Source organism: Mycobacterium sp. pW045 (assembly GCF_041287085.1).
In the GTDB taxonomy this organism is placed as follows: domain Bacteria; phylum Actinomycetota; class Actinomycetes; order Mycobacteriales; family Mycobacteriaceae; genus Mycobacterium; species Mycobacterium algericum_A.
The window spans coordinates 104792-128343 of record NZ_JBGGKU010000001.1 but is presented as its reverse complement, the minus strand read 5'-3'; the positions used below and the strand labels follow the sequence as shown (position 1 = coordinate 128343).

Annotated in this window: 20 protein-coding genes; 15 read left to right on the top strand and 5 right to left on the bottom strand. The window is 70.7% G+C overall.

All coding sequences use genetic code 11. The annotated features are described in order from the left end of the window. Nucleotides 1–68: 68 nt before the first annotated feature. Nucleotides 69–1223 (bottom strand): protein kinase, encoded by a 1155-nt coding sequence (locus ACAG20_RS00595; protein WP_370491133.1) that lies wholly within the window; start codon nucleotides 1221–1223, stop codon nucleotides 69–71. Between the two features lie 52 nt (nucleotides 1224–1275). On the opposite strand from ACAG20_RS00595, the gene ACAG20_RS00590 reads away from it, so the two are divergent. Then, entirely contained in the window at nucleotides 1276–1680 is a 405-nt protein-coding gene (locus ACAG20_RS00590; protein ID WP_165825073.1) for an Rv2175c family DNA-binding protein, read from the top strand. A 2-nt stretch (nucleotides 1681–1682) separates the two neighbouring features. On the opposite strand, the gene ACAG20_RS00585 is transcribed toward ACAG20_RS00590, so the two are convergent. Then, nucleotides 1683–3197: an alpha-(1->6)-mannopyranosyltransferase A gene (locus ACAG20_RS00585; protein ID WP_370491132.1), complete on the bottom strand. Its 1515-nt coding sequence runs from the start codon at nucleotides 3195–3197 to the stop codon at nucleotides 1683–1685. Between the two features lie 15 nt (nucleotides 3198–3212). Next, the gene (idsA2, locus tag ACAG20_RS00580) at nucleotides 3213–4262 is read right to left on the bottom strand and encodes a bifunctional (2E,6E)-farnesyl/geranyl diphosphate synthase (RefSeq protein WP_370491401.1); all 1050 of its coding nucleotides are present in this window, start codon (nucleotides 4260–4262) and stop codon (nucleotides 3213–3215) included. A gap of 311 nt (nucleotides 4263–4573) precedes the next feature. Between idsA2 and ACAG20_RS00575 the strand changes: the two genes are divergently transcribed. Beyond that, entirely contained in the window at nucleotides 4574–5479 is a 906-nt protein-coding gene (locus ACAG20_RS00575) for a mycobacterial-type methylenetetrahydrofolate reductase (RefSeq protein WP_370491131.1), read from the top strand. A gap of 13 nt (nucleotides 5480–5492) precedes the next feature. Here the strand turns inward: ACAG20_RS00575 and ACAG20_RS00570 are convergent, their stop codons facing one another. Then, the gene (locus ACAG20_RS00570) at nucleotides 5493–6215 is read right to left on the bottom strand and encodes a DUF3153 domain-containing protein (RefSeq protein WP_370491130.1); all 723 of its coding nucleotides are present in this window, start codon (nucleotides 6213–6215) and stop codon (nucleotides 5493–5495) included. Next, complete coding sequence (locus tag ACAG20_RS00565) at nucleotides 6212–6835, bottom strand: GNAT family N-acetyltransferase (protein WP_370491129.1); 624 nt, start codon at nucleotides 6833–6835, stop codon at nucleotides 6212–6214. Before ACAG20_RS00565 ends, ACAG20_RS00570 begins: the two co-directional genes overlap by 4 nt. Nucleotides 6836–7060: 225 nt before the next feature. Between ACAG20_RS00565 and ACAG20_RS00560 the strand changes: the two genes are divergently transcribed. From ACAG20_RS00560 to ACAG20_RS00500, 13 genes are all read left to right on the top strand, one after another. Then, nucleotides 7061–7462, top strand: a complete 402-nt coding sequence (locus tag ACAG20_RS00560) for a DUF3040 domain-containing protein (protein WP_112687905.1) — start codon at nucleotides 7061–7063, stop codon at nucleotides 7460–7462. A gap of 289 nt (nucleotides 7463–7751) precedes the next feature. After that, nucleotides 7752–8183, top strand: a complete 432-nt coding sequence (gene mraZ / locus ACAG20_RS00555; protein WP_013828670.1) for a division/cell wall cluster transcriptional repressor MraZ — start codon at nucleotides 7752–7754, stop codon at nucleotides 8181–8183. Next, entirely contained in the window at nucleotides 8158–9345 is a 1188-nt protein-coding gene (gene rsmH / locus ACAG20_RS00550) for a 16S rRNA (cytosine(1402)-N(4))-methyltransferase RsmH (RefSeq protein ID WP_370491128.1), read from the top strand. The genes mraZ and rsmH overlap by 26 nt, the downstream gene beginning before the upstream one ends. Then, nucleotides 9345–10445: a hypothetical protein gene (locus ACAG20_RS00545; RefSeq protein WP_370491127.1), complete on the top strand. Its 1101-nt coding sequence runs from the start codon at nucleotides 9345–9347 to the stop codon at nucleotides 10443–10445. The genes rsmH and ACAG20_RS00545 overlap by 1 nt, the downstream gene beginning before the upstream one ends. Beyond that, nucleotides 10442–12436: a peptidoglycan D,D-transpeptidase FtsI family protein gene (locus ACAG20_RS00540; RefSeq protein WP_370491126.1), complete on the top strand. Its 1995-nt coding sequence runs from the start codon at nucleotides 10442–10444 to the stop codon at nucleotides 12434–12436. Before ACAG20_RS00545 ends, ACAG20_RS00540 begins: the two co-directional genes overlap by 4 nt. Before the next feature lie 102 nt (nucleotides 12437–12538). Next, on the top strand, nucleotides 12539–14104 hold the full coding sequence (locus ACAG20_RS00535) for a UDP-N-acetylmuramoyl-L-alanyl-D-glutamate--2,6-diaminopimelate ligase (protein WP_370491400.1): 1566 nt from the start codon (nucleotides 12539–12541) through the stop codon (nucleotides 14102–14104). Next, a complete protein-coding gene (murF, locus tag ACAG20_RS00530) occupies nucleotides 14101–15618 on the top strand; it encodes a UDP-N-acetylmuramoyl-tripeptide--D-alanyl-D-alanine ligase (RefSeq protein ID WP_370491125.1) in 1518 nt (505 codons plus the stop codon). Before ACAG20_RS00535 ends, murF begins: the two co-directional genes overlap by 4 nt. Next, nucleotides 15618–16697 (top strand): phospho-N-acetylmuramoyl-pentapeptide-transferase, encoded by a 1080-nt coding sequence (gene mraY, locus ACAG20_RS00525; RefSeq protein ID WP_112689391.1) that lies wholly within the window; start codon nucleotides 15618–15620, stop codon nucleotides 16695–16697. Before murF ends, mraY begins: the two co-directional genes overlap by 1 nt. 1 nt (nucleotide 16698) lies before the next feature. Continuing rightward, nucleotides 16699–18225, top strand: coding sequence for a UDP-N-acetylmuramoyl-L-alanine--D-glutamate ligase (murD, locus tag ACAG20_RS00520; protein WP_370491124.1), 1527 nt, complete (start codon nucleotides 16699–16701; stop codon nucleotides 18223–18225). Next, nucleotides 18222–19775: a putative lipid II flippase FtsW gene (gene ftsW / locus ACAG20_RS00515; RefSeq protein ID WP_370491123.1), complete on the top strand. Its 1554-nt coding sequence runs from the start codon at nucleotides 18222–18224 to the stop codon at nucleotides 19773–19775. The genes murD and ftsW overlap by 4 nt, the downstream gene beginning before the upstream one ends. After that, nucleotides 19675–20928, top strand: coding sequence for an undecaprenyldiphospho-muramoylpentapeptide beta-N-acetylglucosaminyltransferase (murG, locus tag ACAG20_RS00510; RefSeq protein WP_370491122.1), 1254 nt, complete (start codon nucleotides 19675–19677; stop codon nucleotides 20926–20928). The genes ftsW and murG overlap by 101 nt, the downstream gene beginning before the upstream one ends. Further along, the gene (murC, locus tag ACAG20_RS00505; protein ID WP_112689594.1) at nucleotides 20925–22409 is read left to right on the top strand and encodes a UDP-N-acetylmuramate--L-alanine ligase; all 1485 of its coding nucleotides are present in this window, start codon (nucleotides 20925–20927) and stop codon (nucleotides 22407–22409) included. Before murG ends, murC begins: the two co-directional genes overlap by 4 nt. Continuing rightward, nucleotides 22406–23416 (top strand): cell division protein FtsQ/DivIB, encoded by a 1011-nt coding sequence (locus ACAG20_RS00500; protein ID WP_370491121.1) that lies wholly within the window; start codon nucleotides 22406–22408, stop codon nucleotides 23414–23416. Before murC ends, ACAG20_RS00500 begins: the two co-directional genes overlap by 4 nt. The last annotated feature ends 136 nt before the right edge of the window (nucleotides 23417–23552 follow it).

Below are 23552 nucleotides of genomic sequence, written 5' to 3'. Positions count from 1 at the left end.
CAGACGTGAAAGCCCCTTGACGCCCCGGTTTTAGGGCGCTTTGGTGTCTGCTCGGCGAAGGGATCGGCCTACAGCAGTGCGCCGACGTTGTTGCCCAGCGTCCACCCCACCGCAGCCACCAGCCCGGTGAGGGCGAACACCACGGTCAGCCAGATCACCACCATCCGGCGCGCGTGCTGACGTTGCAGCACGAACTGACTCAGTTCGATTCCGGCGAATTGCCCCGTCACCACCTGGCATTGGGTGTCGGTGTCGGCTGTCCAATCCTGCGGGCCACGCGTCATGTGCAGCGTCGGCCGCTGCCTCGGCGCCGAGCTGTGCTGGGCGGACTGGCGCGGGGCCGGAACCCGAAACGCCGGCAGCCCCAACCGTTCGGCGATCGCCGCGACGTCCTGGGCCATCTCAAGGCCGTCGGCGTAGCGGTCAGCCGGCTCGCGTGCGGTGGCGCGCGCCACCAACTCGTCGAATTCCCTCGGCACCCCCTCGATGGCGGCGCTGGGCGGCGGAACGTCGTGATCGAGCCGCTGGTAGGCCACGGTCAGCGGGGAGTCACCGGCGAACGGTGTGCGACCGGTCAGCAGCTCATAGGTCAGGATGCCGGCTCCGTAGACGTCGCTGGCCGGCCCGGCATTGCCGTCGCGGACCTGCTCGGGTGACAGGTAGGCCGCGGTGCCCAGAATCACGTTGGTCGAGGTGATCCCGGCCGCTGCGAGGGCGCGAACCAGCCCGAAGTCGACCACCTTCACCTCGCCGTCGTCGGAGATCAGGATGTTCTCCGGCTTGACGTCGCGGTGCACCAGGCCGGCGCGGTGCGCGATACCCAGCGCCCCCAGCACCGGGCGCAACACCGCGACGACGGCATGCGGCGGCATCGGGCCGCGTTCGTTGAGCAGTTCGCGCAGCGTCCCGCCCTCGACGAGTTCCATGATCAGAAACGGCTGGCCGGGGTCGTGCGGCGTGCCGAACCCCTGGTCGTAGACGGCGACCAGAGCCGGGTCCTTGAGGCGGGCGACCGCCCGCGCCTCGAGCTGAAATCGGGTGAGGAATTGCTGGTCGCCGGCGTAGCGCAGATCCATCACCTTGCACGCGACCGGGCGGTCCAGTCGTTCGTCGAGACCGCGATACACCGTGGAGGTGCCGCCGGTGGCGATCCGGGTGCCGACGCGATACCGGCCGTCCAGCAGGGCGCCCTCGAGTGCGTCTGGGCCCCACGCTGCGGTCACCTGGTCATGGTATGCGGGTGGGCCGCCGATCCGGCGGTTCTAGACTCGTGTGGTGAGCAGCATCCCGGCCGCCGAAGACATCCTGGAACCCGACGAACCGATGTTCGACCTGCCGACGGTTGCCGAAATGCTCGGCGTGCCGGTCACCAAAGTGCATCAGTACCTGCGCGACAACCATCTGCTCGCGGTGCGGCGCGGCGGTGCGCTGGTGGTGCCGCAGGTGTTCTTCACCGCGGCCGGGGACGTCGTGAAGAGCCTGCCGGGTTTGCTGGCGGTGCTTCACGACGGCGGCTACCAGCAGACTGACATCGTGCGCTGGCTGTTCACCCACGACCCGTCGCTGTCGCTGACCCGCGACGGTGCGCGCGAGTCGGTCGCCAACGTCCGCCCGATCGACGCGCTGCACGCCCATCAGGCCCGTGAGGTGATGCGCCGGGCGCAGGCCATGGCGTACTGAGCTCAGCCGGCCGGTGACGGGACTTCCGGCGCGGTTTTCGACAGTCGGTACCAGGCGAACACAGCGCAACCGGTCGCGCCGATCACGTGCAGCCAGGAGTACATGCCATGCGAGCCGTCGGGTTTGAAGATCACCATGATCCAGGTCGAGGCCGCGGCGATCGCCGCGATCGCCGTCGGTGAGCGGACCACGGTGGCCGCCGCCGCCAGCGGCCAGGTGTAGTACCAGGGCAGCGCCGCCGGCACGAACAGCACCACGACCAGCATGCCCCAGGCGATCCCCGTCACCGCCGCCCGGTCGTCGCGGCGCGACCGCCACCACAGCACCGGGAGCACCAGCGCGATCACCACGATCCCGCTGATCCGCGTGATGTGCAGTGCGGCATAGAAATTGATCGGCGCGACCAGTCCGCCGACGGCGTGGACGAGGTTGGCCGCGGCGGTCGGCACGGTGAGCCAGTTGATGATCTTGACGTTGCCGGCCAGCAGCGCGGTCAGCCAACCCAGGCCCACACCGGCAAGCGCCGACAGCGCCGCGAAGGCGGCGACGACGATCGCCGCGGAGATGGTCGCCGCCGCCGCGAACGCCTTCGCCGCCGGGTAGCCTCGTCGTTCCCGTAGCCGGCGCATCCACACCCACACCAGAAACGGCAACGCGATCACCGCGGTGGCCTTGACCGCGGCGGCCAGGGCCACCAGGCCGATGCCCGCCAGCGGCCGGCCCTGCAGCGTCAGCGCGATCCCGGCGACCATCAGGCCGACCATCAGCATCTCGTTGTGGACGCCGCCCATCAGGTGGATGATCACCAGCGGGTTGAGCACCGCCAGGTACAGAGCCGCCGGGGCGCTGCCGCCGACCCGGCGGGCGACTTGCGGTGCGGCCCAGATCAACAGCGCCAAACCGGGCAGCATGCACAACCGCAACAGCATGGTGCCGACCACCACGTTGTTGCCCACCAGGATGGTGACGAGTTTGGCGACCAGGATGAACGCCGGGCCGTAAGGTGCCGTCGTCGCCGCCCAGATCGGGCTGACGTCGTCGAGCAGCGGGTTGGGGTTTTCGACCGGACCCACCTGGTAGGGATCCAAACCGTCTCGTAGCAGTGCGCCCTGGGCCAGATAGGAGTAGGTGTCGCGGCTGAACACCGGAACCGACAGCAGCAGCGGCGCCAGCCAGAACCCGGTGGTGGCAATCAGCGTGTATTCGGTTGCGGCGCCGTCGATCACCCGCCGGCCCAGGCCGAACCAGGCCAACAGCATCACCGCGACACCGGTCCACAGCAGCACCGACGACAACACCAGCCCGTGACCGAACCGCAGCCAGGACAGATGCACCGACTCCAGCACCGGGTCCTGGATCCGGGTGCTGCCGGCGCCCAGGCCGCCCACCGTGATCAGCATCGCGCCCGCGCACCCCAGCCATGCCGCTGCGGCCTGCTCGCTGGTGGCGAACTCGCGCAGCCGGGTCAGCGGCCGGGTCGGGCCCGCCGGAACCGTCGATGTGCTGGGGATGGGCATGGCGCTGGAGGCTCCTCAGGCGGACCGGTCGGCGACCAGTCGGGCCAGGTCGGTCAGTCCGGTCTTGGCGGCCTCGTCGATCGGGGCGGCCGCCAGCGCCGTCATGGCCCGGCGGGTCAGGCTGTCGATACGGTCCTCGACGGCGGCGAGTGCGCCCACCGCCTCGATCAGGCCGCACAATTCGCGGACCTGCACGTCGGTCAACGCGGTGCCGAGCGATGCGCGCAACCGTTCAGCGGCCGCCGTATCCGACCTGTCGGCCAACTCGACTGCCTCGGCCACCAGCACGGTCCGTTTGCCCGAGCGCAGGTCGTCCCCGGACGGCTTGCCGGTCACGGCGGGGTCGCCGAACACGCCCAGCACATCGTCGCGCAGCTGGAACGCCACCCCGAGATCGGTACCGACCTCGTGAAACAGCGTCTGGATGTCGGGCCGGTCGGCGGCGGCGGCAACCCCCAGTTGCAGCGGCCGCACCACCGTGTAGGAGGCGGTCTTATAGGTGTTGACCGTCATCGCCGCCGCGATCGACTCGTCACCGCTGGCCTCGGCGACGATGTCGAGGTACTGCCCGCCCAGCACCTCGGTGCGGATGTCCGACCAGACCCGCCGCACCCGGCGTTGCGCATCCGCCGGCAGGCCGGCTCCGGCGACGATGTCATCGGCCCACACCAGTGCCAGGTCGCCGAGCAGAATGGCGGCCGAGATCCCGAATTGATCGGCCGGTCCCCGCCACCCGCGGGCGCGGTGCAGATCGGCGAACTTGTGGTGGGTGGTGGGGCTGCCGCGCCGGGTCGCCGAGGCATCGATCACGTCGTCGTGCACCAGCGCGCAGGCGTGCAGCAGTTCCAGCGCCGAGAACAGTAGCAGCTCGTCGTCGACGGCGTCCCGGCCGGTGATGGCCCGCCAGCCCCAGTAGGCGAACGCCGGACGGAGCCGCTTGCCGCCGCTGAGGACGAACTCTTCCAGGCCGGCGATCAGCCCCTGGTAGTCCTCGCCCATGTAACGGGTGTCGGTGCGGCGGGTGCGCAGGTAGGAGCGCAGCTGCTCGGTTACCGCACCGGCCAGTTCGACGGCCGACGGTGCGGTTGCTGCTGTTGCTTTGAAGCTCAGCTCGGCGCCCCTTCCTCACTCGGCCGGCCCGGGACCCCCGGCGTGCGTTCAGCGTAGAGTGTGCCACCACGCCCGGGGGGAGCCTCAGACCGGCGGCGACGTCGCGGTGGGTCACACCGATTGCCCGCCGGCACCGGTCGCTTCGATAGGCTCGGGGCATTGCGTCCGTGTCGGCCGCAATGCCGCTGCTGCTTCTGGCGAAGCGAGCCGGCGAAGCCGGCCCGCGGACCCGCCCCATGGCAACCGCCTTCGATCAGGAGCAACCCGTGACCTTGAACACCGTCGCACTCGAGCTTGTCCCGCCGAACTTGGATCGTGGGCCGGAGCAGGCCCACGAGAAGGCCTGCGAGGATGCCGACAAGGTCCGGCGGTTTGCGGCCGAGTCCGGTATCGAGGGCCGCATCCGGCACATCCTGATGCCCGCGATGATCGCCGAGGACGACGACCGGCCCGTGGAGATGAAGCCCAAGCTCGACGTGCTGGACTTCTGGAAGACCATCGGCCCGCAGTTGCCGGGCATGGCCGGGCTGTGCACCCAGGTGACCGCGTTCTCCGACGAAGCCGCGCTGCGTGGGCGGCTCGACGATCTGACCGGGGCCGGTATCGAGGGCGTCGTGTTCGTCGGAGTGCCGCGCACCATGGCCGACGGTGAGGGCTCCGGGGTGCCGCCCACCGACGCGCTGGCGACTTTTCGCGCCGATGTTGCCAACCGCGGCGTCATCCTGATCCCGACCCGCGCCGACGAGATCGGCCGGTTCGATTTCAAGTGCGATCGGGGTGCCACGTTCGGGCTGACCCAGCTGCTGTACTCCGATGCGATCGTGTCGTTCTTGACCGAGTTCGCCCAGCACAGCGACGCGCGCCCGGAGATCTTGCTGTCCTTCGGCTTCGTGCCGACGTTTGAGAACCGGGTCGGCCTGATCAACTGGCTGATCCAGGATCCCGGCAACGCGGCGGTCGCGGCCGAGCAGGCCTTCGTCAGGACCCTCGCCGACAGCGAGCCCGAGCAGCGCCGCAAGCTGATGCTCGACCTGTACAAGCGGGTCATCGACGGTGTCGCCGACCTGGGCTTTCCCTTGAGCATCCACCTCGAGGCGACTTACGGGGTGTCCGCCGCCGCGTTCACCACCTTCGCCCAGATGCTCGACTACTGGTCGCCGGCGGCTCGCTGAGCCGGCTCGGCGCTCAGGCCGCGTCGTCGTGCGGGGCGCTGAAGCGCGGTGAGCGGTCGCGGCCGGCCCAGGCGATCAGCGCCACCGCTGCGGCCACGGCGAACGTCGACAACACCAGCCACATGGCGGCACGGGCGAACGATCGGGTGCTGGGGTCGGTGTAATGAGCCTGTGCGCTCATGGTGCTGACCACGCCCGGCTTGAGTCGCCACTGCACCGTGTCGTCGCCGAGTCGCTCGCCGTTGGTCGAGGTCACCTCACCGGGGAACGCCACGCTCAACTCGACGTCGGCCGTCGGGTCGCTCAGCGAGGTGAGGTCCACCCGGCCCTCCAGGATCACCAGGTTCCCGGCGCGGCGCAGCGCCAGGTTCACCCCGGCCGCATCGCGGTTCATCTCGGCCAGCTGCGGCAGTTCGGCGAAGGTCAGGTCGGAGAACACCGCCTGCGAGCCGACGTAGCCGTCGCGGTTGTAGCTGGTGATCGCGATCTTCTGCGCGAACGGCACGTCGGCGCTGAGCTTGGGTCCGGTGTCGTTGTCGCTGCGGGGTTTGGCCGCCGCGATGATCTGTCCGGAGACCTGGTCGTTGGGGGAGACGGTGATGGTGGCTTTGACGCGCACACACCCCACCATCATGGGCGCCGTCATCAGCACCAGCCCTACCAGTGCCAGCAGTCGACGGTATGCGGTGAACCGCCCGAAAGTCGGTAGCGAGCGCCGAACATGCACGGACGTCATCGTGCCAGACCGGCGGGCCGGTGGGCCGACGACGCGGCGGGTGGCTGCTCCAGCGGCAGCGCTCGGCCCAGGATGGCGAACGGCCGCGGATCGCCGGCGAAGTGGTGCCCGCGGATGACGTCGGTGAAGCCCAGCCTGCGGTAGAGCCGCCAGGCGCGGTTGCCTTCGCCGCTGATCTCCGGGGTGGAGAGCAGCACGTTGGCCTCGGCCCGTCCGGTCAGCAGCCGCCGCGCCAGCGCCTCGCCCAAGCCGCTGCCCTGTGAACGCGGCAGCACGTGCAACTCGGTCAGCTCGAAGTAGCTGGTCGTCAGCCGCTGGATGTCGGTGCGGGGGATGCCGCGGCGGTGCAGACCCGCCACCACCTGCTGCTGCCACCACTGGTCGGGGGCTCCGCAGTAGCCATAAGCGATTCCCAGCAGTTCGGCGCCGCCCCCGGTAGCCCCGTCGTGCAGGGCGGCCACCGCCCGCCAGCCACGGCGGCGGGTGTGATCCAGCCACATCGAGGCTCGTTGGTTCTCGGTGCCGGGCGGGTAGCCCATCGCGGTGACGTATACCCGCAGTGCCTCGCTGAGCCGTTCCGCCATGTCGCGCGGCGACAGGTCGATGAGCAAGGTCGCCAACGGTTCCTCTCCCGGTCGATGGTTTGGGCACGCGCACCCATTATCGGAGCTCCGGTTCCCGGACGTCGGGCGGTTACGGATCGGCATCGCCGGACCGCGGCTACAATCGGCTGACGAAGCCTGTGGTACACCACAGGCCGACCTCGTATTATCAGTGTTAGTTGCCCGCACAGTCCGTAGCCAGTCGCGGGTAGTGATGTGACCGGCCGTCGGCAAGGAGGGACGATGCCACTCTCCGATCATGAACAGCGCATGCTCGACGAGATCGAGAGCGCCCTCTACGCGGAGGACCCCAAGTTCGCGTCCAGCGTCCGGGGTGGTGCCCTGCGCACTCCGACCACGCGGCGGCGGGTGCAGGGCATGGCAATGTTCCTGACCGGGTTGGTGATGCTGGTCTCCGGTATTCCGTTCTATTCGACCGTCAACCCCGGCTTCCTGATCTTGAGCGTGGTCGGTTTCGTGGTGATGTTCGGCGGCGTGGTGTTCGCCATCACCGGAAACCACACGACCGTGGTCGGCGACGGCGTCACCAAGACGGGCGGGAGCCAGCAGCGCCGGGTCAAGGGCGGCAGCGGTACGTTCGCCAGTCGCATGGAGGACCGGTTCCGCCGTCGTTTCGAGCCGTAGCGCGGCACGTTTGATGTGACAGGGGCAGCCGATCGGCTGCCCCTTTTTCGGGTGCGTACGCCGGCGCTCGGGCGCGGCCGGCACCGCCCGGTTCCCCACTTTGCCCCACCTGGATTCTGCCGGCGTGACCTGGTGGTTTCCTGCCCCGGCTTGCTGATTTTGTCGCGGTAGAGCCGATCAACTCTCGGTTCAGTGGGGAAAGGGGGCGAAGTCGGCCCAATAAATGGTGCGGAGTGGGGGATTGTGGGGTATTGTGGGCTAACGTTGTCGACGTGGCGGGAGGTGGCCGGTGTTCCTCGGCACCTATACGCCCAAGCTCGACGACAAGGGGCGGCTGACACTGCCCGCGAAGTTTCGCGACGCGCTGGCAGGAGGTTTGATGGTCACCAAGAGCCAGGACTACAGCCTGGCCGTGTACCCGCGGGCCGAGTTCGAGCAACTCGCCCGCCGCGCGGCCAAGGCGTCGCGCAGCAATCCCGAAGCGCGGGCATTCCTGCGCAACCTGGCCGCCGCCACCGACGAACAGCATCCCGACGGGCAGGGCCGGATCACCTTGTCCCCCGACCACCGCCGCTACGCCAACCTCTCCAAGGACTGCGTGGTCATCGGATCGGTCGACTACCTCGAGATCTGGGACGCGCAGGCGTGGAGCGACTACCAGCAGACCCATGAAGAGAACTTCTCCGCGGCCAGCGATGAAGCCCTCAGCGACATCATCTGAGGCGCGCGCCCGTGCCTCGTGGCCTCTGTCCGAACCGACCCTGACGTACTTCCCCAACGTCAGGTTCGCGCCGTCGGGCAGGGACCTCGAGGCAGGGGCGATCCCCGGACGAGCGCCGGCATGGCGAGGCCAACATCGGAGGGGAGGTGTGGCGGTGGCCGAGCAGGGCGAATTCGGGCATGTGCCGGTACTGCTGGAGCGTTGCGTGGAACTGCTGGCCCCGGCGCTGACCCGGGAATCACCCGACGGCCGTGGCGCCATTCTCGTCGACGCCACCCTCGGGGCCGGCGGCCATACCGAACGGTTCCTGAGCCAGTTCCCCGGCCTGCGGGTCATCGGCCTCGACCGGGACACCACCGCGCTTGAGATCGCCGGCACCCGATTGGACCGGTTCGCCGATCGGCTGCGCACGGTCCGGACCCGCTACGACGCGATCGGCGCAGCGCTGACCGAAGTGGGTTTGGCCCCAACAAGTTCGGTCGACGGGGTGCTGTTCGATCTCGGCGTCTCGTCGATGCAGCTCGACCGGGCGGAGCGGGGCTTCTCCTACGCCCAGGACGCCCCGCTGGACATGCGGATGGACCCCGAGGCCGAGCTGACGGCCGCGGAGATCGTCAACACCTACGACGCGGCCGCGCTGACCGACATCCTGCGCCGTTTCGGCGAGGAGCGCTTCGCGTCGCGCATCGCCGCCCATATCGTCCGCCGACGGTCGCAGACACCGTTCACCTCGACAGGGGAGCTGACAGCGCTGCTCTACGAGGCGATTCCGGCGCCCGCCCGACGCACCGGGGGGCATCCGGCCAAGCGGACGTTCCAGGCACTGCGCATCGCGGTCAACGGCGAACTGGAGTCGCTGCGCAGCGCCCTCCCGGCCGCCCTGGACGCGTTGGCGGTGGGCGGGCGCATCGCGGTGATGTCCTATCAGTCACTGGAGGATCGGATCGTCAAGCAGCTGTTCGCCGCGGTGACCACGTCGCGCACGCCGGTCGATCTGCCGGTCGAATTGCCCGGTGACAGACCGAGATTCACGGCGTTGACGCGGGGCGCCGAGCGTGCCCAACCGGATGAGGTCGCGCGCAACCCGAGAGCGGGATCGGTCCGGTTGCGGGCCGTGCAGCGCGTTGCGGCCGGGCCGGCTTCGACAGCGAGGGGGGATTGATGGCGACCAACCGCAAACCTGCGGCCAGGCAGGGCGATCGCCGCCGCGGCCCCGAGGGTGCCACCCGCACCGGGCCGCGGCGTTCGAGTGAGGCGCCGCAGTCACGGCGCGCTCGTCGGCAACACGGGACCTCGCCCGCCCCGGGGCGTGAATCGCGGCCGCGGTCAGGGCCGCAGAACGCGGTGCTCTCACGCACCGATGCCCGGCCGGTGCCGCCGAAGAACACCAAGCAGGCCAAGGCGCGTGCAAAGGCGCGAAAGGCCAAGGCTCCCAAAGTAGTGCGCGTACCGCTGCGGGAACGCCTGATCACGCGGCTGGCATCGATCGACCTGCGGCCGCGCACCTTGGCGGCCAAAGTCCCGTTCGTGGTGTTGATCATCGGTTCGCTCGGTGTCGGGCTGGGCATCACGCTGTGGCTGTCGACCGATGCCGCCGAGCGCTCCTATCAGCTGGGCAACATCCGGGAGCGCAACCGGGTGCTGCTGCAGCAGAAGGAGGCGCTCGAGCGTGACGTGCTCACCGCCGAGTCGGCGCCGGCGCTGGCCGAGGCGGCTCGCGAACTGGGCATGATCCCGACCCGCGACACCGCCCATCTGGTCCAGGACCCGGCCGGCAACTGGGTGGTCGTCGGCCAACCGAAACCGGCCGAGGGTGTGCCGCCGCCACCCCTGAACACCAAGCTGCCCGACGAGAAACCGGCGACCCCGCCGGCCGAGGTTCCGGTGCGGGTGCCGCCCGCCGGGCCGAAGCTGGACAGCCGGCATCTGCCCACCCCGGTCGCGCCGGCGCCCGCCGTTCCCGGTGCGCCGCTGATCATCCCGGGGCTGCCGGGAATGCCCGGCCTGCCCGGTGCGCCGCTGTCCGGGCCGCCGCCGGGTCCCGCGCTCGAGATCCCGCCCGTCGCACTGCCGCCGGATGTCGCGCTGCCCCCCGCGGCCGTGCTTCCGCCGCAGGCCGCCTTGCCGCCGCAGGCCGCCTTGCCGCCGCAGGCCGCCTTGCCGCCGCAGGCCGCGGTTGCGCCGCCGGTCGCCTTGCCGCCGCAACCGGAGTTGCCGCAGCAGCCCGTCCTGCCACCGGTGCTTCCGGGAGCCCCGCGATGAGAAGGCCGGCTCGAGGCACCGGACCGACGCGGCGCGCCGACGGCTCGATCAAGGCGGGCAGGCGCAGGGCCGGCCGACCCGCCAAGCCCACCAAGCAGCCCAAGTCGGCCAAAACGGCCAAAGTTACCCAGCAGACCGGGCATTCGGCGCGTGACCGTCGTACTCGGCCGGCCACCGACCTGGGGCTGCGCAGCGCATCGTTCGTCTTCCGGCACCGCACCGGCAACGCCGTCATCTTCCTGGTGCTGGCGCTGTCCGCGGCCCAGTTGTTTTATCTGCAGGTGCCGCGGGCGTCGGGATTGCGGGCCGAGGCCGCCGGGCAACTCAAGGTCACCGACGTCCAGCAGGCCATGCGCGGCGACATCATCGACCGCACCGGCGACAAGTTGGCGTTCACCATCGAAGCCCGGGCACTGACCTTCCAGCCGATCAAGGTCGGCAAGCAACTCGCGGAGGCCCGGAAAAAGGATCCGGCCGCCCCCGAACCGCACCGGCGCTTGCAGGAGATCGCCACGGACATCGCCGGCCGGCTCGGGAACAAGCCGGATGCGGCGACGCTGCTGAAGAAACTGCGCAGCAACGAGACCTTTGTCTATCTGGCCCGTGCCGTCGATCCGGCGCTGGCCGAGGTGATCACCGACAAATACCCGGAGGTCGGCAGCGAGCGCCAGGATCTGCGGCAATACCCGGGCGGATCGTTGGCCGCCAACATCATCGGCGGCATCGACTGGGACGGCCACGGCCTGCTCGGGCTGGAAGACTCGATGGACGCCGTGCTGGCCGGCACCGACGGCTCGATCACCTACGACCGCGGCTCCGACGGGGTGGTCATCCCGGGCAGCTACCGCAACCGACACAAGGCCGTCAACGGGTCGACGATCCAGCTGACCCTCGACGACGACATCCAGTTCTATGTCCAGCAGCAGGTTCAGCAGGCCAAGAACGTCTCCGGCGCCCGCAACGTCACCGCGGTGGTGCTCGACGCCACGAGCGGCGAGGTACTGGCGATGGCCGGCGACAACACCTTCGACCCGTCCCAGGACATCGGGCGACAGGAGGACCGGCAGCTGGGCAACCCGGCGGTGTCGTCACCGTTCGAGCCCGGCTCGGTGAACAAGATCATCACCGCCGCCTCGGTCATCGAGCACGGGCTGAGCAACCCCGATGAGGTGCTACAGGTTCCGGGCTCGATCAACATCGCCGATGTCACCGTCGGCGACGCCTGGGAGCACGGGGTGGCGCCCTACACCACGACCGGGATCTTCGGGAAGTCCTCCAACGTCGGCACCCTGATGCTGGCGCAGCGGGTGGGACCGGAGCGTTGGTTCGAGATGCTGGAGAAATTCGGTCTGGGGCAGCGCACCGGTGTCGCGCTTCCCGGCGAGAGCGCCGGGCTGGTTCCGCCGGTCGACCAGTGGTCGGGCAGTTCGTTCGCCAACCTTCCGATCGGCCAGGGCCTTTCGATGACACTGCTGCAGATGGCCGGGATGTATCAGGCCATCGCCAACGACGGATTGCGGATCCCGCCGCGAATCATCAAGGCCACCATCGCCCCCGACGGCGCCCGCACCGAGGAACCCCGCCCGGACGGGGTGCGGGTCGTCTCGGAGCAGACCGCGCAGACCGTCCGCAACATGTTGCGCTCGGTGACCCAGCGCGACCCGACCGGTGTTCAGCAGGGGACCGGATGGCAGGCCGCCGTCGACGGCTACCAGATCGCCGGAAAGACCGGCACCGCCCAGCAGATCAATCCCGGCTGCGGCTGCTATTACGACGACGTCTACTGGATCACCTTCGCCGGGATCGCGCCGGCGGACAATCCGCGCTACGTCATCGCGATGATGATGGACAACCCCCATCGGGCCGCCGACGGATCGCCGGGCACGTCGGCCGCGCCGCTGTTCCACGACATCGCCGGCTGGCTGTTGCAGCGGCACAATGTCCCGCTGTCGCCGGACCCGGGACCGCCGCTCGTGCTGCAGGCGATGTAGCGGTCATCCCCGCTCCGGGCTGCGAAATGGCGATCGGCCACTCCGCTGTGGGTGCCCGCCTGGGTAGTCTCAGGTCCGGTTCTGGTGACCTGGCCGCAGCGGATGGAGGTGATCGCGGTGTCTGCCGCAATGCGCCCTGAGGTCGGGACGGGTACGCCGCTGCGCGTCCTGGCCGACCGCGTCGGGGCGGTCTCCGCGACCGGCGGTGTGGTGCCGGAGCTGCCGATCACCGGGCTGACGCTGCGCGCCCAGGATGCGCAGCCGGGGGACCTGTTCGCGGCGCTGCCCGGCGCGACGACGCGCGGGTCGCGGTTCGTCGCCGACGCGGTGGCGCGCGGTGCGGTCGCGGTGCTCTCCGACGGGGACGGGGCTGCCGAGATCACCAGCGGCGCAGCGGCGCCCGGGATACCGGTGCTGGTGCATCCGGCTCCTCGCGCGGTGCTGGGCGAACTGGCGGCCACCGTCTACCGGCATCCCTGTGAGCGGCTCACGGTCATCGGTGTCACCGGGACGTCGGGTAAGACCACCACCGCCTACCTGGTAGAGGCCGGGTTGCGGGCCGCCGGCCGGACCACCGGGCTGGTCGGCACCGTCGGGGTCCGAATCGACGGGGTCGATCTGCCCAGCGCGCTGACCACGCCCGAGGCGCCGGCGCTGCAGGCGCTGCTGGCAGTGATGGCGCAGCGCGGGGTCGACACCGTGGTGATGGAGGTGTCCAGCCACGCCCTGGCGTTGGGCCGCGCCGACGGTACCCGCTTTGCGGTGGGCGCGTTCACCAACCTGTCCCGTGATCACCTGGACTTCCACCCGAGCATGGCGGACTACTTCGAGGCCAAGGCGCGGCTTTTCGATCCGGCCTCACCGCTGCACGCCGCCCGGACGGTGGTCTGTGTCGACGACGAGGCCGGCGAGGCGATGGCGGCGCGCGCGAGCGCACCGGTCACCGTCAGCGTTACCGGCCGGCCCGCGGGCTGGGGTGTGGAAGGCGTCAGCACGGCTGCGGGCCCAGGTGGCCGGGAGTTCGTGGCGGTGGACCCCGCCGGTGTGCACCATCGGGTCGGAATCGGGCTGCCCGGGGACTACAACGTCGCCAATTGTCTGGTGGCGCTGGCGATTCTCGACGTAGTCGGGGTGTCGCCGGAGCAGGCGGCGCCGGGCCTGCGCGACGCCCGGGTGCCCGGCCGGATGGAGCCGATCGATCGCGGCCAGGACTTCCTGGCGCTGGTCGACTACGCACACAAGCCGGGGGCGCTGGCCGCGGTCGTGCAGACGCTGCGCCAGGATCTGCGCGAAACGGCCGGGCGGCTGGCTGTGGTGTTCGGCGCCGGCGGCGACCGCGACCACGGCAAGCGCGCGCCGATGGGGCGGATCGCCGCAGCGGCCGCGGACCTGGTGGTCATCACCGACGACAACCCGCGGGGCGAGGACCCCGCCGCCATCCGGCGCGCGATTTTGGCCGGTGCGGCCGACGGCAGCGCGGCGGTGGTCGAGATCGGTGATCGCCGGGCGGCGATCGAGCACGCGGTGCGCTGGGCGCGGCCCGGCGATGTGGTGCTCGTCGCCGGCAAGGGCCACGAAACCGGGCAGACCGCCGGGGGACGTACCCAGCCCTTCGACGACCGAATCGAGCTGGCCCAGGCGCTGGAAGCGCGCGAGCAGCACCGATGATCGCGCTGACCGTCGCGGAGATCGCTGAGATCGTGGGTGGCCGGCTCGCCGACATCTCACCGGAGCAGGCCGCGCGCACCGTGGTCAGTGGGACCGTGGAGTTCGACTCTCGCCGCATCACCGCGGGCTCGTTGTTCCTGGCTTTGCCCGGCGCGCGTGCCAACGGCCACGACCACGCGGCGTCGGCGGTGGCCGCCGGCGCGGTGGCGGTGCTGGCCGCTCGTCCGGTCGGGGTGCCGGCGATCGTGGTAGACCCCGGCCCGAAGGCCGCCAGCAGGTCCGGTGCGCTCGAGCACGACGACGCGGCCGGATCCGGGGCGACGGTGCTGGCCGCGCTGGCCAGACTCGCCGCCGCGGTGGCCGCCAGACTGGTCGCCGAGGGCCTGCGGATCATCGGTGTCACCGGCTCGTCGGGCAAAACCTCCACCAAGGACCTGATCGCCACGGTGCTGGCGCCGCTCGGGCAGGTGGTGGCGCCGCCCGGATCGTTCAACAACGAACTGGGCCACCCGTGGACGGTGCTGCGGGCCGACCAGCACACCGACTTTCTGGTGCTGGAGCTATCCGCGCGACATCGCGGCAACATCGCCGAACTGGCCGCCATCGCCCCGCCGCAGCTGGCGGTGGTGCTCAACGTCGGCAGCGCGCACCTGGGCGAGTTCGGTTCCCGCGAGGCGATCGCGGAGACCAAAGCCGAACTCGTGCAAGCCGTTCCGGAGTCCGGCGTGGTGATCCTCAACGTCGACGATTCCGCGGTGGCCACGATGGCCGACAAGACGGCGGCGCGGGTCGTCCGGGTCAGCAGGGCGGCCCCGGCCGACGTGTGGGCCGATGCCGTGGTCCTCGACGAGTTGGCCCGCCCGCGCTTCACGCTGCACACCGGGGACACCGCTGTCGACATCGCCCTCGCGGTCCACGGCGATCATCAGGTCTCCAACGCCCTGTGCGCCGCCGCGGTGGCGCTGGAATGTGGCGCCACCGGCCAACAGGTGGCGGCCGCGCTGGCGGCGGCCGGCCCCGTCTCCCGGCACCGGATGCAGGTAACTACCCGCAGCGACGGGGTGACGGTGATCGACGACGCCTACAACGCCAACCCGGACTCCATGCGGGCGGCACTGCAGGCGCTGGCGGTTATCGCCCGCCAATCCGCCGCCCCGGGATCGCTCCCACCCGCCACCCCGAGACGCAGCTGGGCGGTGCTCGGCGAGATGGCTGAGCTGGGCGAGGACGCGATATCTGAGCATGACCGCATCGGCCGGCTCGCGGTGCGCTTAGATGTGTCTCGTCTCATTGTCGTCGGCGTAGGGAGAGCAATGGGGGCGATGCACCACGGCGCGGTCATGGAGGGATCCTGGGGCGCCGAGGCCACTGCGGTTCCAGACGTCGATGCCGCCCTGGCCCTGCTGCGCGCCGAATTGCGGCCGGGTGACGTGGTGCTGGTCAAGGCGTCCAACGCCGCCGGACTGACGGCCCTGGCCGACGCGCTGGTCGGCGACGACCCGGGAGATCGCTGATGATCATGATCCTCGTCGCGGCCGGTGTCGCGCTGTTGGTCGCGATCCTGCTGACCCCGGTGCTGATCCGGGTGTTCACCAAGCAGGGCTTCGGTCAGGAGATCCGCGAGGACGGCCCGGCCAGCCATCAGCGCAAACGGGGCACGCCGTCGATGGGTGGCGTGGCCATCGTGGCCGGGATCTGGGCGGGCTACCTGACGGCTCAACTGGCCGGCCTGGTCTTCTACGGCACCGGACCGACGGCCTCCGGGCTACTGGTATTGGGACTGGCGACCGCGCTGGGCGGCGTCGGCTTCATCGACGACCTGATCAAGATCCGCCGGTCACGCAATCTCGGCCTGAACAAGACCGCCAAGACCGTCGGGCAGGTCACCGCGGCGACCCTGTTCGGCCTGCTGGTGCTCAACTTCCGCAACAGCTCCGGGTTGACCCCGGGCTCCCAGCAGCTGTCCTACGTGCGCGAGATCGCCACCGTCACACTGCCACCGGCGGTTTTCGTGTTGTTCGTCATCCTGATCGTCAGCGCCTGGTCCAACGCGGTCAACTTCACCGACGGCCTGGACGGTCTGGCCGCCGGATCCATGGCGATGGTCAGCGCAGCCTACGTGCTGATCACCGTGATGCAGCATCGCAACGCCTGCGCCACCGCGCCCGGACTGGGCTGTTACAACGTGCGCGACCCGCTGGACCTGGCGCTGATCGCCGCCGCCACCGCAGGCGCCTGCATCGGATTCCTGTGGTGGAACGCCGCGCCGGCGAAGATCTTCATGGGCGACACCGGGTCGCTGGCGCTGGGCGGGGTGATCGCCGGCATGTCAGTCACCACCCGCACCGAGATCCTCGCGGTGGTGCTCGGCGGGCTCTTCGTCGCCGAGATCACCTCGGTCGTCGTGCAGATCCTGGCGTTCCGCACCACCGGCCGCCGAGTGTTCCGGATGGCGCCGTTCCATCACCATTTCGAGCTGGCCGGCTGGGCCGAGACCACCGTGATCATCCGGTTCTGGCTGCTGACGGCGATCGCCTGCGGGTTGGGTGTCTCGATGTTCTACGGCGAGTGGTTCACCGCCGTCGGCGGCTGACATGCGCAGCGAGTTGTCCGCCGGGGCGCGGGTGCTGGTCGCCGGCGCCGGGGTGACCGGCCGGGCGGTGCTGAAGGCACTGGCGCCGCTGGGCCTGGACCTGACACTCTGCGACGACGACCCGGCAGCGTTGCGCGCCTACACCGGAGTCACCACATGCAGCCCGGCCCAGGCCGGGTCCCAGATCGCCGACTACACCCTGGTGGTCACCAGCCCCGGGTTTGCGCCGAACACGCCGGTGCTGGCCGCGGCGGCCGCTGCGGGGGTGCCGATCTGGGGGGACGTGGAATTGGCCTGGCGCCTCGATGCGGCCGGTCGTTACGGTCCGCCGCGGCGCTGGCTGGTGGTGACCGGCACCAACGGCAAGACCACCACGACCTCGATGCTGCACGCCATGCTGACCGCCGCGGGCCGGCGCGCCGCATTGTGCGGCAACATCGGCAGCCCGGTGCTCGATGTACTCGGCGAGCCTGCCGACGGTTCAGCGAGGCTCGACGGAGGAGAGCGGAAGCTGGGACCGCCGCATGAATCCGACCTGCTGGCCGTGGAGCTGTCCAGCTTCCAGCTGCACTGGGCACCGTCGCTGCGGCCGGAGGCCGGGGCGGTGCTCAACATCGCCGAAGACCACCTGGACTGGCACGGCAGCATGGCCGCCTACACCGCCGACAAGGCGCGGGCGCTGGCCGGCCGAGTGGCGGTGGTCGGCCTCGACGACGCCCGCGCCGCGGCGCTGCTGGGCGGGTCGCCCGCGGCAGTGAAGGCCGGTTTTCGGCTCGGGGAGCCGGCGGCCGGCGAGCTCGGCGTCATCGACGGCATGCTGGTCGACCGCGCGTTCGCCGGGGCAGAGGCCGTGGCGCTGGCGCCGGTGGCCTCGATTTCGGTGCCCGGGCCGGTCGGCATGCTGGATGCGCTGGCCGCGGCGGCGCTGGCCCGCAGCGTGGCGGTGCCGCCGGAGGCGATCGCGGCCGCGTTGGCAGCGTTTCAGGTCGGCCGGCACCGCGCCGAATTGGTGGTCGTCGCCGACGGCATCAGCTACGTTGACGACTCCAAGGCCACCAACCCGCACGCCGCCGAGGCCTCGGTGTTGGCCTACCCGCGGGTGGTCTGGGTGGCCGGTGGTCTGCTCAAGGGCGCCTCGGTCGAGGCGACCGTCGCCCGCATCGCCGATCACCTGGCCGGGGCCGTGCTGATCGGCCGCGATCGTGGCGAGGTTGCCAAGGCGTTATCACGACACGCACCGGATGTCCCCGTCGTCGTCGTTGAGACGCGTCAGGATGCTGATATGCAAGTTATGGGTGAGGCTGCTGTGTCTCCCGTTACTCATGTGACGCGAGTAGCCGATGGGTCCGAGGAGTCGCTGGGCTCGCGGGTGATGACCGCTGTCGTCGCCGCCGCCCGTGACCTGGCAAGGCCCGGCGACACGGTGCTGTTGGCCCCGGCGGGGGCGTCCTTCGACCAGTTCGCCGGTTACGGCGCCCGGGGCGATGCCTTCGCGGCCGCCGCGCGCGCCGCGACAGGGGCGGTGTGATCGGGATTCTGGCCCGGCTGCGGCGCGACGCCGGGGCCGCGGCCGCCGAGGACGAGACGACGCCGCCGAAGCCCGCCAACACCGAGCCGCGCACCCGGTTCGGCGCCTGGCTGGGCCGGCCCATGACGTCGTTTCACCTCATCGTCGCCATTGCCGCGCTGCTGACCACGCTCGGTCTGATCATGGTGCTGTCCGCGTCGGGGGTGGAGTCCTACGGTGTCGACGGCTCGGCCTGGCGGATCTTCGGCAAGCAGGTGCTCTGGACGGTGATCGGGCTGATCGGTTGCTACGTGGCGTTGCGGATGCCGGTGCGGTTCATGCGCCGCATGGCGTTTCTGGGATTCGCGTTCACCATCGTGTTGCTGGTGCTGGTGCTGATCCCCGGTATCGGAACGCTGTCCAACGGCTCCCGGGGCTGGTTCGTCGTCGCCGGGTTCTCCATGCAGCCCTCCGAGCTGGCCAAGATCGCGTTCGCCATCTGGGGCGCCCACCTGCTGGCGGCCCGGCGGATGGAGCGCGCGACGCTGCGCGAGATGCTGATTCCGCTGGTGCCGGCCGCGGTGGTCGCTTTGGCGCTGATCGTCGCCCAACCGGACCTGGGGCAGACGGTCTCGCTGGGCATCATCCTGCTGGCGCTGCTGTGGTACGCCGGCCTGCCGCTGCGGGTGTTCACCAGCTCGCTGGCGGCGGTGGTCGTGTCGGCCGGCATCCTGGCCGTCTCGGAGGGTTACCGTTCCGACCGGGTGCGGTCCTGGCTGGACCCCGATGCCGACCCGATGAACGCCGGGTACCAGGCGCGGCAGGCGAAGTTCGCATTGGCCAACGGCGGCATCTTCGGCGACGGCCTGGGCCAGGGCACCGCGAAGTGGAACTACCTGCCCAACGCGCACAACGACTTCATCTTCGCCATCATCGGCGAGGAACTCGGCTTCATCGGCGGGTTCGGGTTGCTGGCGCTGTTCGGCCTGTTCGCCTACACCGGCATGCGCATCGCCAAACGCTCCGCTGACCCGTTCCTGCGGCTGCTGACGGCCACCACCACGATGTGGGTGATCGGCCAGTCCTTCATCAACGTCGGCTACGTGATCGGGCTGCTGCCCGTCACCGGGATCCAGCTACCGCTGATATCGGCCGGTGGAACTTCCACGGCGACAACGCTGTTCATGATCGGCATCATGGCCAACGCGGCCCGTCACGAACCGGAGGCGGTGGCTGCGCTGCGCGCCGGCGCCGACGACCGGATGAACCGGATGCTGCGGTTGCCGCTGCCGGAGCCGTATGCACCGACCCGGATCGAGGCACTGCGCGACCGGCTGCGGTCCCGGCCGCCATCCGCCGGGGGGCAGCGCCGCACCGGTCGGGCACCGTCCCGGTCTGCCGGGCGGCAACGCGCAGCCGGGCAGCCGACGAAGCGGGCGGCGAGCCGCGGCACGGGCCGGGCAGGGCAAAATGGAGCCGGCCGAGGTCGCCGGGCCGGTTCCGGACAAGCGGCGTCGGCCAAGCGGCGTCCGACAGTCGGGCGCGCACGCGCACTGGAAGGTCAGCATTAGGGGAGTGAACGACTCGGTCAGCAAGCCGGACCGCGCGATATCGGTTGTCCTGGCCGGCGGCGGTACCGCAGGCCACGTCGAGCCCGCAATGGCCGTCGCCGACGCACTGCGCGCGCTGGACGCGGGCGTCCGCATCACCGCCCTGGGCACGGCACGCGGCCTGGAGACCCGGCTGGTGCCCGCTCGCGGCTACGACCTGCAGTTGATCACCCCGGTGCCGTTGCCGCGCAAACTCAACGCTGATCTGGTTCGGCTGCCGCCCCGGGTGGTGCGGGCCGTTCGCGAGACCCGGGCGGTGCTGCGCGCCGTGCAGGCCGACGTGGTGATCGGGTTCGGCGGCTACGTGGCGCTGCCGGCGTATCTGGCCGCGCGCGGTATCGGCCGCCGGCGGATTCCGGTGGTGATCCACGAGGCCAACGCGCGCGCCGGACTGGCCAACCGGGTCGGCGCCCGCGGCGCCGCGCGGGTGCTCTCCGCCGTCGGCGATTGCGGCCTGTCGCGCCCGGAGGTGGTCGGGGTGCCAGTCCGCGCCGCGATCACCACGCTGGACCGGGCGGCGCTGCGGGCAACGGCCCGCGCTCACTTCGGCTTCGCCGACGACGCACGGGTGCTGCTGGTGTTCGGCGGGTCGCAAGGCGCACAGTCGATCAACCAGGCCGTCGCTGGAGCGGCCAAACACCTTGCTGCGGCCGGGGTTTCGGTACTGCACGCGCACGGCCCGAAGAACACGCTGGAACTGCCGCAGCCCGCCGAGGGCGATCCACCGTACGTCGCGGTGCCTTATCTGGACCGGATGGACCTGGCATATGCGGCCGCCGATCTGGCGATCTGCCGGTCCGGGGCGATGACGGTCGCCGAGGTGTCGGCGGTCGGATTGCCGGCGGTGTACGTGCCGTTGCCGATCGGCAACGGTGAGCAGCGGCTCAACGCGCTGCCGGTCGTCGACGCCGGCGGCGGCGAGCTGGTCGACGACGCCGCGCTGACCCCCGACTTCGTGGCCGGCACCGTCGCCGGGCTGCTCACCGACCGGGCGCGGCTGGCCGCGATGACCAGCGCCGCCCGGCTGGCGGGGCACCCGGAAGCGGCGCAGCGGGTGGCGCAGGCGGCGTTGGACATTGCAGTGGCCGGCCGGCGGTCTCGGAGCCGTAAATGAGCACTGATCAGCTGCCGCCGGAGCTGAGCCGGGTGCACATGGTCGGCATCGGGGGAGCGGGCATGTCCGGTATCGCCCGCATCCTGCTGGACCGCGGTGGCCTGGTGTCGGGATCCGACGCCAAGGAGTCGCGCGGGATCCACGCGCTGCGGGCCCGGGGCGCGCAGGTGCGGATCGGCCACGACGCCTCGGCGCTGGATCTGTTGCCGGGCGGTGTCACCACGGTGGTGACCACCCACGCGGCGATCCCCAAGACCAACCCCGAACTCGTCGAGGCCCGCCGCCGCGGCATTCCGGTGGTGTTGCGGCCGGCGGTGCTCGCCATGCTGATGGCCGGGCGCACCACCTTGATGGTCACCGGGACGCACGGCAAGACCACCACCACGTCGATGCTGGTGGTCGCGCTGCAGCACTGCGGGCTGGATCCGTCGTTCGCGGTCGGTGGCGAATTGGGTTCGGCCGGTGCCGAGGCCGGCACCAACGCCCATCACGGCAGCGGACCGTTCTTCGTCGCCGAGGCCGACGAGAGCGACGGCTCGCTGCTGGAGTACACCCCGAACGTCGCGGTGGTGACCAACGTCGAAGCCGACCACCTGGACTTCTTCGGCAGTGCCGAGGCCTACACCCGGGTCTTCGACTCGTTCATGGAGCGCATCACGCCGGGCGGCGCGGCGGTGGTGTGCGTCGATGACCCCGGTGCCGCCGAGCTGGCCGATCGCACTGCGGCACAGGGCATCCGGGTTCTGCGCTACGGCACTGACCGGCCCGGACAGCAGGAGCTGGCCGGCTCGCTGTTGAGCTGGGAACAGCAGGGTACCGGCGCGGTCGCCGAGATCGCGCTGGCCGGATCCGCGTACCGGGAGGCGATGCGCCTGGCGGTGCCGGGTCGGCACATGGCGCTCAACGCGCTGGGTGCGTTGCTGGCTGCGGTCGAGGTCGGCGCGCCGCTGCATGCCGTGCTCGACGGGCTGGCAGGCTTCGACGGGGTACGGCGCAGGTTCGAATTGGTGGGCTCGGCGGGCTCGTCGGGGTCGGTGCGGGTCTTCGACGACTACGCACACCATCCCACCGAGATTGCCGCGACGCTGACCGCGGTCCGTGCACTGCTCGCCGAGCGTGGCAGCGGCCGCAGTTTGGTGGTGTTTCAGCCGCATTTGTACTCGCGGACAAAGGCTTTCGCCGCGGAGTTCGGCCGTTCACTGAACGGCGCCGATGAGGTGTTCGTGCTTGACGTCTACGGTGCGCGTGAGCAGCCATTGCCGGGCGTGAGCGGGGCCAGTGTCGCCGAGCATGTGAGCGTTCCGGTGCACTACCTGCCGGACTTCGCCGCGGTGCCGCAGGCGGTCGCCGCGGCAGCCGGGCCCGGTGACGTGATCGTCACCATGGGCGCCGGCGATGTGACCGTGCTGGGCCCGGAGATCGTGACCGCGCTGCGGGCGCGGACCGACCGGACCCTTCCCGGCCGCCCGGGCGTGCTGTGAGTACGCCACCCGACGAACCCGACGTGACACCGGAAGACCCGGTGGGCGACGGTGCCGCCCGGGACATCGAAGAAACCGAGGACGTCGAGAACACCGGACTCGGCCAGGACACCGGACTCGGCCAGGACACCGACGCCGGCCAGGCCACCGGTGACGCCGCAGCCGGCGCGGAGTCCGAGGAGCCTGCCGAGGCCGAGGGCCCGCGGCGGCGGGCACGGCGGGAGCGCGCCGAGCGGCGTGCGGCACAGGCGCGCGCCGAGGCGATCGAACAAGCCCGCCGGGACGCCAAGCGGCGACTACGGGCCGGCTCCGCCGAGCCGCAGAAGGGTGTTCCGCGGGGTGCCATCCGGGGCTTGAAGATGGTGCTGGCCACCTTCCTTGCGGTGGTGCTGGTGGTCGGGCTCGGGCTCATCCTGTATTTCACGCCGGTGATGTCGGTGCGCGACATTGAGGTCACCGGGATCGCGGCGGTGCCTCGCGAGGAGGTCATCGACGTGGCCAAGGTGCGGCTCGGCACCCCACTGCTGCAAATCGACACCGGCAGCGTCGCCGAGCGGGTTGCCGCGATCCGCCGGGTCGCCAGTACCCGGGTGCAGCGGCAGTACCCCTCGGTGTTGTCGATCACGGTGGTGGAGCGGGTCGCGGTGGTGTTCAAGGATTTTCCGGACGGCCCGCATCTGTTCGACCGGGACGGCGTCGACTTCGCGACGGCGCCGCCGCCGGGGCCGCTGCCGGTCTTCGACGTCGAGAACCCCGGCCCGACGGACCCGGCCAGCCGGGCCGCGCTGCAGGTGATGACCGCGCTGGCCCCCGAGGTCGCCGGCCAGGTCAGCCGGGTGGCCGCCCCGTCGGTCGCTTCCATCACCCTGACGTTGGCCGACGGCCGGGTGGTGGTCTGGGGCAGCACCGATCGCACCGCGGAGAAGGCCCAGAAGTTGGCGGCGTTGCTCACCCAGCCCGGTCACACCTACGACGTGTCGAGTCCGGATCTGCCGACCGTCCGCTAGCGCAGTCGGTACTGTCCGCCGAGCCGGAATCCTGCTACCTGACACGCGACGAACCCGACGCGCTATTCGGCCTCGGCGAGGGTGGGGCGGAACGGCTGCGACGTTGCCGGGAAAATTCGCCCGGTGTGCCTCGGCG